This window comes from Mangrovimonas sp. CR14 (assembly GCF_011764015.1).
Lineage (GTDB): Bacteria > Bacteroidota > Bacteroidia > Flavobacteriales > Flavobacteriaceae > Mangrovimonas > Mangrovimonas futianensis.
The window spans coordinates 91,523-104,438 of record NZ_JAAFZY010000004.1 but is presented as its reverse complement, the minus strand read 5'-3'; the positions used below and the strand labels follow the sequence as shown (position 1 = coordinate 104,438).

Genomic DNA, 12,916 nt, shown 5'->3' with positions numbered 1-12,916 from the left:
GGTTTGAGTATCATAATTCCTTTCAGTTTTATTAATCATCATCAGTCATATATGTAACAGCTCCTTTGGGTTCCAAGATTCCGTCCACAACTAGCCAATATATAATCATTCTTCTTCCAACCATAATGCTTAAGGCATGTCTACCTATAGGCATTTTATCTATTGGTATATCAATTTTATTGGCATTGACTTGTACCTCATAATTAAATTCGTCACTAAAAATTTCTACATCCTTGATTTTGGAAAGACTTGTAATTTTCAAGGTATCGTTCATAACATCAGTCGTTATCCCCTTACCGTTTACATTCGGCATGACATAACTTTGTCCGCATACCCAAAAGGGTATTAACAAAAATAGTAGGTTCTTCATTTGGTAGTAGATTTGGGTTAATCTTCATTAAAAACGTCTCATTCTGGAATTTATTCTATTCCAGATTTTTTATCATCTAATAAACGTACTTTTCAATTCGGATTAACTTCTGGGTAAGGATAAATATAGGTTAAAATTTTTAATATGGAGCATTTTCAATTAATTTAACGACAAAACGATTATCTAAAAAATAAATATTATCATTTAAAAATCAATTATTTACAGCCGATATTTTGTCGCCACCTTTTTGAAATCGTTCTATTTTCCAAACTCTTTTTCTTTTTTCTTTTTCCCAAAAAGGCGTTTAAAAAACCCATCTCGTTTTTCGGGATTGCAGTCCAAAGATTCCAAGACTTCTTTTGAAGGAGCGTTAAATTGAGCTGAAGTATAAGTTCGATAATCTCGGTCGTTATTCAACTCAACTAAAAAATTAGCAACAATAGGCAAAGCCGAGTTGGCACCTTGTCCTATAGCTGTTGTTTTAAAACCTATTTGATGGTGGTCATTTCCTACCCAAGAAGCCATAATTAAATGGGGCGTAATCCCTACAAACCAACCATCCTTATTATCCTGTGTAGTTCCCGTTTTACCTGCGATATCATTCTTTAAACCATAGGTTGAGCGAAGACGTCTCGCGGTCCCTTCATTTACAGTAGACTTCATAAACTCTATCATGGTTTCTCTGGTTCTGTCTGAATAAGCCGGTTGCAATGAGGCATCAGGCCTATACTCATATAAAACAGTTCCTGATCTATCTTCTATTTTATTAATGAAATAAGGTTTCACAGAAACATTGGCATTGGCAAAGCCCGTATAGGCGGTTGACAGCTCAAGCAATGAAAGTTCTGCTGTTCCTAAGGCCAAGGAAGGGACTTCTGGCAATTTGGAGGTTATTCCCATATTTTCTGCAAGCTGCACTACGGGAAGTATGCCCACCTCATCCAAAACTTTAACGGCAATCGTATTAACCGAGTGACTTAAGGCCTTTTCTAAAGAATAATTCATATGAGGATCATTCTCATCTTTAGAGGCATTTGAAGGAGTCCATCCTTCTTGATCCGTATATGTTACTTCCTTAATAGAGAAATAAGTGCACGGATCCATTCCATTTTCTATGGCTGCCGTATAGACAATTGGTTTAAATGTAGAACCCACTTGTCGCTTTCCCATACTCACATGATCATATTTAAAATGCTCAAAGTTGATACCCCCCACATATGCCCTTACTGCTCCCGTATGTGGATCTAAGGCCACAAAACCAGCATTTAAAAACTTGAGGTAGTGCTTTAAACTATCAATGGTTGACACCTCCATAATGGTGTCCCCCTCAAGGGTGAAAAGAGATTTCTTTTCTTTTCTTTTAAGAGAATCTAAAATATGGGATTCAGACAATCCTTTTTTCTCAAGTTCCTTATACTTGGGAAGATTTTTCACCAATTGATTTAATAGCTTTTCATCCGTAATCCAAGGTGCTGCATTACCATAAGACGCTTCAAACTGTTGTTGCAATTTTCCCATGTGCTTTTCTGTAGCCCTTTCTGCATAGGATTGCATGCCATTATCCAAAGTGGTAGTAATTTTCAAACCATCGGTGTACAAATTGTAAGATGACCCATTTTCGTTTTTGATGGAATCCAAAATAGCTTCCGCTTCAAGCCTTACATGCTCTCTAAAATAAGAGCCTAAGCCTTCATTATATGAAAATTTATGATAATCAATTTCCAGCGGTTGGTTACTAACTTCCTGTCTTTTGATTTTATCGATGTAACCGTATTTTTCCATTTGTTGAAGAACAACATCCCTTCTCAGCTGACTTCTTTCTGGAAACAATCTAGGGTTGTAGCTGTGATTAGCTTTTAAAGTACCCACTAATGTAGCTGCCTCTGATAAGCTAAGGTTTTGGGTGTTGGTATTAAAAAATTTTTGGGAAGCACTCTCTATACCAAAGGTATTCTCACTAAATGGAACGGTATTCAGATAGAGTTCAATAATTTCTTCTTTACTGTAAACCTCTTCAATGCGAGAGGCAGTAATCATCTCCTTTATTTTATTAACTGGCATTGAAAATGGCCCATAGCTCTTGCGTCCAAATAAATTTTTTGCTAATTGCTGTGTGATGGTACTACCACCACCACTCGATGCATCTTGCATCAAAATACTTTTGAAGGCCACCCTAAAAAAACTGGTATAGTCAATACCATGATGATCGTAGAATCTAGCGTCCTCGGTCGCTACCAATCCATCCACTAGATATTTTGGCAAGTCCTCATATTTGACAATCTGCCTATCAAAAACAAAATATTTCCCAAGGATTTTTTGATTGTGATCAAATACAATACTAGCCTCTGCTTGTTTGAAATTCTTTAAATCCTTCTTTGAGGGTAAGCTACCCCATAATCCAATATAAATACTTAGAAAAAAAAGTAATGAAAACAGTGCCAAGGCACCAATTATCTTAAGAAGTTTGGAAAGCCATTTTTTTTTGTTAGCTCTAGTTTTTTTATTCACAAAATAGGATTTGAAATCTTTAGTTCCTGTTAACTAATAAGTTTATACGTCTAAAAGGTAAAAATAGATTTCAAAATAGGCATTAGAATTAAGAGTTTCTTATGAAATGTAGAATCCAAAAAACACATGTATGATTTACAAACTATTTTCCATTCTATAAATCAGGGAAAAAATTATTCTGGTAAAATGACTTTTAAGCCTTCGTGCTCCCATGCCGAAATACCGCCGTCCAAATCATAGACCTTTACAAATCCAGCTTCTATCATCTTTTTGGCGCATCTAGCGCTTCTGCCTCCGGTGCGGCAATAAAGAATTACAGGTTTTGTTTTGTCTAGTTTTTGAATATCCTCATTAAAGGTTTCCGATTCAAAATCAATATTTTGGGCACCAGCAATAAAGCCTTCGTCAAACTCCTCGGGTGTTCTGACATCCAATAGTTGTACATCATCCATTTCCAGTAAAGTTTGCATTTCTTCCGTGCTAATTTCCTCTATTCCATCATAATTTTCATTTACACAGCTTGACACTGCCAACAAAATTGACATCAGGAAAAGGAATACCCATTTTTTCATAACCAATTACTTTGTTACTACATCACCTTCCCATTCTATAAAACCACCCAAAAGGTTGTAGGCTTTATCAATACCTATTTGGTTTAAAATGGAACAAGCTTGCCCGCTTCTAACCCCAGAACGGCAATAGATATAGTAAGATTTATTTTTATCAAATTTTTGAATTTCATCCATGAATTCCTGTGACTCGTAAATATCCAAATGTAGAGCATTAGGAATCATACCCAACTCCTCTAATTCTTCTTCGGTTCTTACATCTAAGATCACTGCATTTTCATCATGCGATAATTGCTCCATCCACGCTTCTTGTGATAGATCTGCCATATGTTTGTTTAAAAAGGTTTGGAACAAAATTAATGTTTCTTCCGAAATATTAACGAAAAAATCCGAAGAGTTGGTACCCCTCGGATTTTTTAAAGCTCACTAAACATTCACTTTAGCTACACCTTAATGGTACAACCAATAGCTCTTGTGGTCTTTTCTTTAATTTCTTTTCCAGCTAAAAGAGCATCAACTGCATCTTCAACATACTTTTGGTTCACAGCGTTCGCATCTTGGAAATTATCATCGATAGCTCCAATATATTTAACTTCATTTCCTTTTGAAGTTTTTTGTAACACATAAACATGAGGTGTTTTGGTAGCGCCGTATTGTGGATAAATTTTTTGTCCTTTATCCATTAAGTAAGGAAAGGTATAGCCTTTGGCTTTGGCTCTTGCTTTCATTTCTTCCATACTATCTCCTGGTTTCACATCAGTATTGTTGGGCATAATAGCAATAACAGGATACCCTTTTGATGCATATTTCTTGTCTAAAGCGATAATTCGATCTTCATAAGCGATGGCATATGGGCAGGTATTACAAGTAAAAACAACAATAAATCCTTTGGCGTCTTTGTAATCAGATAAAGAGACCATAGTCCCATCAATATTCTCTAGTTCAAAATCGGTCGCCATATCGCCAATTTTATAACCATCGCTATCACTCTTTATAGTGAAAGCAGATAAGATGACGAAAGCCACCATTACTAATAAAGTTTGTAAAGTTTTCATAGGTATTTTAGTTTAAAAAAGGTTTTAGTTCATTCTCCAATTCTTCAAGCGTAAATGATTTCTCAAAGAATTTTCTGGCGTCCTTGTTATAGATAACAGTTGCAGGAATAGCACCAGACCAACTTTCATCTACTTTAGGAATCCAGGTGTTCATATCAGGGTCGTTCAAAGCAACCACTTGAGAGGTCAGCTTTTTCTCTTGGATAAACGGCTTCAATTTACTATCATATTGGTTTGGAAAATCCAAGCTCACCAAAAGCACCTCCACATTCTGACCTTTATATTTTTGATTTAATTCCTCGAAATGAGGAAGCTCTTTGACACAAGGCACACACCAAGTCGCCCAAAAATTTACCACATATGTCTTTTCATCCTTTTTATTCAAAAGACTCTCGAGACCATCAAAATCGTAGATTTCCAAAGCCACTTCTGGACTTTCAACTTTAGTTTCTTCAACCGCCGGAACCTCATCGACAGAAGATTCAGGATGAGACGATTGGTTCTCCTTGCAACTGAAGGCAAGCACCAACCCAATCAATAAGATCATTTTATTCATAAGTTAAAGTTAACAAGGGTATTTAAGGAGGCTTTGGTTTTTAACAAAAGATTATAAAATACGCATAATATATGAATTGTAAGATTCCATAACAAGTATTCCCCCCATCATAAAAAAATCAAAACTATTTGAAAATCAATTTAGGATTTCTATCTTTGAGCTCTATTTCAAACAGAATGAAACATTTATTAAATAACAATTGGTGGTGGAGCTTCCGAAAATCAAACTTCGTGAAGTAGATCTCCTATTGTATATTTATCTAAAAATATAAAGGCTTGTCTTCACGACAAGCCTTTTTTAATTGAAAAAAATGAAGAAATTCAGCCTTTACACCCATTACAAAAAAATCCTCGCAGACACCATTACCCCTGTGAGCATTTACTTAAAGCTTAGGGATAAATATCCTAAAAGCATTTTATTGGAAAGTAGTGATTACCATACCAATGACAACAGTTTCTCATACATCTGTTGCAACCCAATCGCCACCTTTAAAATTCAGAATCACGAAATCACAGAAACCTTCCCAGATGGTAGTCAAATGTCTTCTAAAATTGACAAAGAAACCCAAGTTTCTGAGAAGATCCACAAATTCACTAGACGTTTTCGAGTCAACTCTGATGCCCATTTTAAATTTATTAATAATGGCATTTTCGGATATATGGCTTATGATGCCGTCACTTATTTTGAAGACGTTGATATTTCAAAAAAAGAAGGGACGTTAGGTATTCCTGATGTTTTTTATGCTGTTTACCAAAATATCATTGCAATCAATCACTTTAAGAATGAGGCCTATATTTTTGCTCATTGTTTTAATTCAGAAAACAACATTGACGAAATCCATCATGCCATACAATCTAAAAACTTCACCTCTTTTTCATTCCAACCAGACGGTGAAACCCAATCCAATTTAACCGATGACGAATATAAAGGTCATGTGGAACTAGCAAAAAAACATTGTGCTCGAGGTGACGTCTTTCAGCTTGTGCTATCCAAAAAGTTCACTCAAAGGTTCAAAGGTGATGAATTCAATGTGTATCGGGCTTTAAGAAGTATCAATCCTTCCCCCTATCTCTTTTATTTTGACTATGGTGACTTTAAGATCTTTGGAAGTTCGCCAGAGGCGCAACTTATCGTCAAGGAAGGAAAAGCAGAAATTCATCCCATTGCGGGCACCTTTAGAAGAACCGGAAATGATGAACAAGATGCCGAGTTAGCCAAAAAACTTTCAGAAGACCAAAAAGAAAATAGCGAACACGTGATGTTGGTAGATTTGGCTAGAAATGACCTTAGCCGACATGGTCGTCAAGTGCAAGTTGAAACCTATCGGGAAGTTCAATTTTTCTCCCATGTGATTCATTTAGTAAGTAAAGTAACTAGCATGAAAGATACAGAATCAACCACGATGGAGGTAGTTGCCGATACTTTTCCTGCAGGCACCCTTAGTGGTGCTCCTAAACACCGCGCTATGCAATTAATAGAACAATATGAAAAAACAAGTAGGGAGTTTTATGGTGGTGCCATTGGTTTTATGGACTTCCAGGGTAATTTCAACCACGCCATCATGATCCGGACCTTTTTAAGCAAAAACCATGAATTACATTGGCAAGCTGGTGCTGGCCTGGTATCAAAATCCAATCCAGACCAAGAATTACAGGAAGTGTATAACAAACTAGGTGCTTTAACAAAAGCCATCGAACTAGCAGAAACCTTATAAAATGAACAAGATTTTAGTCATAGATAATTACGATAGTTTCACTTATAACTTGGTGCACTATTTAGAGGATTTGGATTGTGATGTGACAGTCAAAAGAAATGACCAATTAACATTAGAAGAAGTAGAACCCTTTGAAAAAATCCTATTATCCCCTGGCCCAGGTATTCCAGATGAAGCAGGCCTATTAAAGGATATTATAAAGACTTATGCCAACTCCAAAAGTATTTTCGGGGTTTGTTTGGGACAGCAAGCCATAGGCGAGGTTTTTGGTGGAAGTTTACAAAATTTGGACACCGTTTATCATGGTGTCGCTACGACTATTGATGTTTGTGTAGATGACGAACCTATGTTCAAGAATCTACCAAAGCAAATGGAAGTTGGCCGTTATCATTCGTGGGTGGTCATCAATGAGCTTCCAGATGAATTGGAAGCTACTTCATTTGACGAAAACGGACAAATCATGTCTCTTAGACACAAAACGCTAGATGTTAAAGGGGTCCAATTTCACCCCGAATCCGTATTAACACCAAACGGTAAAGACATGTTGAAAAACTGGATAAATAGTTAAGATGAAAAACATTTTAAATAGATTGATCAACCAAGAGAGCATCTCAACAGAAGAGGCCAAACAAGTCTTGGTGAACATTTCAAAAGGTGATTACAACCAAAGCCAAATTGCTTCCTTCTTGACCGTTTACATGATGCGCACCATCACAGTTGAGGAGCTGCAAGGGTTTAGAGACGCCTTATTAGAGTTGTGCATTCCAGTAGAATTGGAAGGATACAACACCATTGATTTATGTGGTACTGGTGGTGATGGAAAAAATACCTTCAATATCTCAACACTGGCGTCCTTTGTAACTGCTGGCGCTGGAATCCCTGTGACCAAACATGGTAACTATGGTGTATCATCTGTTTCAGGATCCAGTAATGTGATGGAATACTTCGGAATTAAATTCAGTAGTGATATTGATTTTTTAAAAACCTGTTTAGACAAAGCGAATATTTGTGTTTTGCATGCCCCACTTTTCCATCCCGCTATGAAACATGTAGCGCCCATCAGACGGGAATTAGGCGTCAAAACCTTTTTCAATTTGCTAGGTCCTATGGTGAATCCAGCCTTTCCAAAGAACCAATTAGTAGGAGTTTTTAGCTTGGAATTACTAAGGCTGTACAGTTACCTTTATGAAAATTCAGATAAAAACTACTGCATCGTTCATGCCATGGATGGCTATGATGAAATTTCACTGACCAGTGATGCCAAAATAGTCAAAAATCAAGAAGAACTGATTCTAACACCAGAGCATTTTTATTCTCCAAGATATGACCAATCCACAATTCATGGCGGAGAAACCATAGAAAGTTCGGCAAAAATCTTTGAACATATTATCATGGGACAAGGTACCGAAGCCCAAAATAATGTGGTCTGTGCTAACGCCGCTTTGGCTATTTCAACCGCCAAAGGATGCTCCATCCGAGATGGCTTTGGTGAAGCGGTTGACTCCTTATTAAGCGGCGCAGCTAGAGAACAATTTGAAACCCTAATTGAATTAAGCAAATGACCATTTTAGACCAAATCATTAACGATAAACGCCAAGAGGTCAGTCTTAAAAAAGGTTTGATTCCTTTATCCCAATTGGAATCCTCAGTTTTATTTTCAAAACCCACATTTTCCTTGTGTTCAGCCCTAAAAAAAAGTGCTTCAGGTATTATTGCCGAACACAAAAGACGTTCGCCCTCAAAAGCAGTTATAAATCAAAACTTAGACGTTGAAGCCGTAGCCAAGGGATATGAAAAAGCTGGCGCTTGTGGGATGTCTGTTTTAACGGATGGAAAATATTTTGGGGGTTCTTTAGATGATTTGTTACTTGCTAGAGCCTCATGCCAACTTCCTTTACTTCGGAAAGAATTCATCATCGATGAGTACCAAATCATCGAGGCTAAAGCTTATGGTGCGGATGTGATTCTACTTATTGCTGCTGTTTTAACACAACAAGAAATCAAGAAGTTTTCAGAACTGGCCAAATCCCTAAACCTAGAAGTCCTTTTGGAAGTTCACAATTTAACTGAATTGGAAAAATCCATCATGCCAAGTTTGGATATGATTGGCGTTAATAATCGCAACCTTAAAACCTTTGAGGTAAGTTTGGAGATCAGTAAAGATTTGGCATCGCAAATTCCAAATGATTTTGTTAAAGTGTCTGAAAGCGGCATCAGTTCGGTTGAGGCTATCAAGGCATTGCAGCCTTTTGGATATAAGGGATTTTTGATAGGCGAGAATTTCATGAAAACAGATGGGCCAGGTGAAAGTGCTCAGGAATTCATTAAACAACTTGAGTCATGAAATTGAAAGTGTGCGGCATGAAATATGGGGAAAACATCCAGGCAGTTAGTCAATTGCAACCTGACTATATGGGCTTTATTTTTTATGATCAATCTGCCCGTTATTTTTATGGTGACATCCCTGAGATATCGGAAAGCATCAAAAAAGTAGGCGTCCTTGTAAATGCCTCTATGGACGAAATCATTGCCAAGATAAACACATATCAATTACAGGCGGTCCAACTGCACGGGGATGAATCCCCTGACCTTTGTAAAGCGTTGAAGCAATTTTTTCCCCAATTGGAAATCATTAAAGTGTTCTCTATTTCAAATCATTTTGATTTTAAAAAATTGCTACCCTATGAAACATATGTTGATGCCTTCCTTTTTGACACTAAAGGAAAACTCCCTGGGGGAAACGGTTATACCTTTGATTGGAACGCTTTGGAAGGATATCCTTCCGAAAAGCCATTTATATTAAGTGGTGGTATTGGCTTGAATGAAGTACCCCAATTGAAAACCTTTTTAAAATCGCCCCTATCCAAACACTGTATGGCCGTGGATGTCAACAGTCAATTTGAAATCGAGCCCGGACTAAAAAACGTTCAAAAACTTAAAGAATTTAAATCTGAATTATGAGCTATCACATCGATAAAGACGGATATTATGGAATTTTTGGCGGCGCCTACATTCCCGAAATGCTCTATCCGAATGTGGAAGAGTTAAAACAAAACTATATCCAAATCATGGAAGACCCTTCGTTTCAAGAAGAATTCCATCAGCTATTGAGGGATTATGTTGGTCGACCCTCTCCATTATACTTTGCCAAACGTCTTTCAGAACATTACGGTACCAAAATCTATCTAAAACGTGAAGATCTCAATCACACAGGTGCCCATAAAATCAATAATACAATTGGACAAATATTGGTTGCCAAAAGATTGGGTAAAAAAAGGATCATTGCCGAAACAGGTGCCGGACAGCATGGAGTGGCTACTGCCACAGTTTGCGCCCTAATGGGTATTGAGTGTGTGGTTTATATGGGCGAAATTGATATTGCCAGACAAGCTCCCAATGTAGCCAGAATGAAGATGTTAGGAGCGACTGTGATTCCGGCTACTTCGGGAAGTAAAACGCTCAAAGACGCTACCAATGAAGCCATTAGGGACTGGATTAACAATCCTGTGGACACCCATTACATCATTGGCAGTGTGGTAGGCCCACATCCGTATCCCGATATGGTCGCCCGTTTTCAAAGTATCATTTCTAAAGAAACTAAAAAACAATTGTTAGAAAAGGAAGGCAGAGAAAACCCCAATTATGTCATGGCTTGTGTAGGTGGCGGCAGTAATGCAGCCGGTGCTTATTATCATTACTTAGAGGATGTCGATGTCAAGCTGATTGCTGTTGAAGCCGCAGGCCATGGTATTGATTCAGGTGAAAGTGCTGCTACGTCGGTATTGGGTCACGAGGGGATTATTCATGGTAGTAAAACCCTTTTGATGCAAACTCCAGACGGACAAATTACCGAGCCCTACTCCATTTCCGCAGGATTGGATTATCCTGGCGTGGGTCCGCTACATGCGCATTTGCACCAATCAGGACGTGCCGAGTTCATCTCAATTACTGATGAAGAAGCCATGAAAGCTGGTATGGAATTGTGTCAATTGGAAGGCATCATTCCCGCTATAGAAAGTGCGCATGCTTTGGCGGCCTTAAACAAAAAGACGTTTAATCCCGACGACATTGTGGCATTATGTCTCTCGGGACGCGGAGACAAAGACTTAGAAACGTATATCAACTATTTTAATCTATAAGATGGCAAACCGAATTCAAAACAAATTAATGGAAGATAAAAAACTCCTTTCCATTTACTTTACGGCAGGTTACCCCCATTTGAATGATACCGTCAATATCATAAAAGATTTGGAACAGGCTGGTGTAGATTTCATTGAAATCGGATTACCGTTTAGTGATCCTTTGGCTGATGGCCCCACCATTCAGGAAAGTTCTACGCAAGCGTTAAAAAATGGAATGACTACGGAAGTTCTTTTTGAACAACTCAAAGACATCAGAAAATCGGTTTCCATTCCGTTGATTTTAATGGGATATTTCAACCCGATGTTACAGTACGGCATTGAAAAATTCTGCCAAAAGTGTTCGGAAATAGGTATTGACGGACTCATCATCCCCGATTTACCTGTGGATGTTTACCACGAGCAATACCAAGCTATTTTTGAAGCTCACGGACTGACCAACATTTTCTTGATTACGCCGCAAACCTCAGAGGAACGTATCAGGTATATCGATTCCATTTCCAACGGATTTATCTATATGGTTAGTTCGGCGAGTACAACGGGTTCGCAATCTGGATTTGGAGAGGAGCAACAAGCCTATTTTAAGCGGATTGCAGATATGAACCTCAACAATCCACAAATAATTGGTTTTGGGATCAACAATAAAGAAACCTTTCAAACCGCAACCCAATTTGCTAAAGGCGCCATCATTGGAAGTGCGTTTATAAAGCATGTAACTGACAAAGGAACACAAAACATTTCTGAGTTTGTAAACAAGATCATTGACTGATTTTAGAATTGAAAAAACAGAAGGAATGAATTAAGCCTAAGTAGTTCTACGTAATTTTGGTGTTATTAACCATTTAATAACCTCCAGGACGGTTTTTATGTGAAAAGAATCAAAAGACTTCTTTATATTTAGGCAAAAAAGCATGAGAAAGACCTACTATGTTTTATTGCTTTTGTTCTCACTCTTAAGCTTAGGAGGCTGCAAAAACGATGACGATAACATCCCTGAAATAGACAAACTGCCACCCGATACACAAACGGGTGCAGGTACTTTTGGCTGTCTTGTTAATGGGGAAGCGTTTGTAGAGACTGGGACTTATTTTAATTGCTATTATCAAAATGTTGATGGCGAGTATTATTTTGCCTTAGGAGCTGAAAATGATTCTCACAATATCATTAGACAAATTATATTAGGATCTAACGCAGCCGAAATTGATAGTAACTATTCTTATGAATTAGGTTGTTTTGAAATACCTCATTCGCATTATGGTGAAGTTTCATTTACAAACATAATGGGAGATTATTTCACTTGTGAAACAGATTATGGCTATTTAGAAATAACACAATTAGATTTTACAAACCATATCGTTTCAGGTACTTTTGAGTTTGATATAGAACACCCAAGCACTGGTGAAATAATAAAGATAAGAGAAGGCCGTTTTGACACCCTCTTCACCCAATAAAACTTAAACCTATGAAAACCCAAGTCCTTTTTCTTTGTTCTTTTCTCTTTGTTCTACTAGGCTGTAACAACGATGACGATAACACCCCAGAAATAAACAAACTACCACCTGCTACACAAACGGGAGCAGGTACTTTTGGCTGTCTTGTTAATGGGGAAGCGTTTGTAGAGACTGGGACTTATTTTAATTGCTATTATCAATATGTGGATGGCGAATATTATTTCTCTATTAGCGCTGAAAGTGATACTCATGACATTTTAAGACAATTAAGGATTGCCACCAATCAAGCCGAAATTGAAGCCAACAACTTCTACACTTTAGATTGTAATGAACCGGGTTATCATTATAGTGAAATATCTGTTGCAAATGTCCAAATTGGAGACGAAAACACCACGTGTGAAACAGATTATGGCTATTTAGAAATAACCAAATTAGATTTTACAAACCACATTGTTTCAGGCACTTTTGAATTTGATATAGAACATCCAACCACTGGTGCAATTATAGAGATTAGAGAAGGCCGTTTTGACACCCTCTTCACCCAATAAAACTTA

The 12,916-nt window shown here is 37.5% G+C and carries 15 protein-coding genes; 9 read left to right on the top strand and 6 right to left on the bottom strand.

The window, feature by feature from the left end:
• Positions 1 to 31 precede the first annotated feature (31 nt).
• The 6 genes from GZ212_RS09195 to GZ212_RS09170 all read right to left on the bottom strand — a co-directional run bounded on the left by GZ212_RS09195 (position 32) and on the right by GZ212_RS09170 (position 5,058).
• Positions 32 to 370 (bottom strand): hypothetical protein, encoded by a 339-nt coding sequence (locus GZ212_RS09195; protein WP_166959257.1) that lies wholly within the window; start codon positions 368 to 370, stop codon positions 32 to 34.
• A gap of 258 nt (positions 371 to 628) precedes the next feature.
• Positions 629 to 2,878 carry a transglycosylase domain-containing protein gene (locus GZ212_RS09190; protein ID WP_166959255.1) on the bottom strand — a complete coding sequence of 750 codons (2,250 nt, stop codon included), beginning with the start codon at positions 2,876 to 2,878 and terminating at the stop codon, positions 629 to 631.
• A 173-nt stretch (positions 2,879 to 3,051) separates the two neighbouring features.
• Positions 3,052 to 3,450, bottom strand: a complete 399-nt coding sequence (locus GZ212_RS09185; RefSeq protein WP_166959252.1) for a rhodanese-like domain-containing protein — start codon at positions 3,448 to 3,450, stop codon at positions 3,052 to 3,054.
• A gap of 6 nt (positions 3,451 to 3,456) precedes the next feature.
• On the bottom strand, positions 3,457 to 3,774 hold the full coding sequence (locus tag GZ212_RS09180) for a rhodanese-like domain-containing protein (protein ID WP_166959250.1): 318 nt from the start codon (positions 3,772 to 3,774) through the stop codon (positions 3,457 to 3,459).
• Between the two features lie 116 nt (positions 3,775 to 3,890).
• On the bottom strand, positions 3,891 to 4,502 hold the full coding sequence (locus tag GZ212_RS09175; RefSeq protein ID WP_166959248.1) for a thioredoxin family protein: 612 nt from the start codon (positions 4,500 to 4,502) through the stop codon (positions 3,891 to 3,893).
• A gap of 7 nt (positions 4,503 to 4,509) precedes the next feature.
• The gene (locus GZ212_RS09170; RefSeq protein WP_166959246.1) at positions 4,510 to 5,058 is read right to left on the bottom strand and encodes a TlpA disulfide reductase family protein; all 549 of its coding nucleotides are present in this window, start codon (positions 5,056 to 5,058) and stop codon (positions 4,510 to 4,512) included.
• Between the two features lie 310 nt (positions 5,059 to 5,368).
• On the opposite strand from GZ212_RS09170, the gene GZ212_RS09165 reads away from it, so the two are divergent.
• From GZ212_RS09165 to GZ212_RS09125, 9 genes are all read left to right on the top strand, one after another.
• Entirely contained in the window at positions 5,369 to 6,772 is a 1,404-nt protein-coding gene (locus tag GZ212_RS09165) for an anthranilate synthase component I family protein (RefSeq protein WP_166959244.1), read from the top strand.
• Between the two features lies 1 nt (position 6,773).
• On the top strand, positions 6,774 to 7,340 hold the full coding sequence (locus GZ212_RS09160) for an aminodeoxychorismate/anthranilate synthase component II (RefSeq protein WP_166959242.1): 567 nt from the start codon (positions 6,774 to 6,776) through the stop codon (positions 7,338 to 7,340).
• Between the two features lies 1 nt (position 7,341).
• Positions 7,342 to 8,334 carry an anthranilate phosphoribosyltransferase gene (gene trpD, locus GZ212_RS09155; protein WP_166959240.1) on the top strand — a complete coding sequence of 331 codons (993 nt, stop codon included), beginning with the start codon at positions 7,342 to 7,344 and terminating at the stop codon, positions 8,332 to 8,334.
• On the top strand, positions 8,331 to 9,116 hold the full coding sequence (gene trpC, locus GZ212_RS09150; protein ID WP_166959238.1) for an indole-3-glycerol phosphate synthase TrpC: 786 nt from the start codon (positions 8,331 to 8,333) through the stop codon (positions 9,114 to 9,116). Before trpD ends, trpC begins: the two co-directional genes overlap by 4 nt.
• Positions 9,113 to 9,733 (top strand): phosphoribosylanthranilate isomerase, encoded by a 621-nt coding sequence (locus GZ212_RS09145; RefSeq protein WP_166959236.1) that lies wholly within the window; start codon positions 9,113 to 9,115, stop codon positions 9,731 to 9,733. The genes trpC and GZ212_RS09145 overlap by 4 nt, the downstream gene beginning before the upstream one ends.
• On the top strand, positions 9,730 to 10,911 hold the full coding sequence (trpB, locus tag GZ212_RS09140) for a tryptophan synthase subunit beta (protein ID WP_166959234.1): 1,182 nt from the start codon (positions 9,730 to 9,732) through the stop codon (positions 10,909 to 10,911). The genes GZ212_RS09145 and trpB overlap by 4 nt, the downstream gene beginning before the upstream one ends.
• A gap of 1 nt (position 10,912) precedes the next feature.
• Positions 10,913 to 11,680, top strand: coding sequence for a tryptophan synthase subunit alpha (gene trpA / locus GZ212_RS09135; protein WP_166959232.1), 768 nt, complete (start codon positions 10,913 to 10,915; stop codon positions 11,678 to 11,680).
• Between the two features lie 142 nt (positions 11,681 to 11,822).
• On the top strand, positions 11,823 to 12,362 hold the full coding sequence (locus GZ212_RS09130; RefSeq protein WP_166959230.1) for a DUF6252 family protein: 540 nt from the start codon (positions 11,823 to 11,825) through the stop codon (positions 12,360 to 12,362).
• Between the two features lie 11 nt (positions 12,363 to 12,373).
• A complete protein-coding gene (locus GZ212_RS09125) occupies positions 12,374 to 12,910 on the top strand; it encodes a hypothetical protein (RefSeq protein WP_166959228.1) in 537 nt (178 codons plus the stop codon).
• Positions 12,911 to 12,916 lie beyond the last annotated feature (6 nt).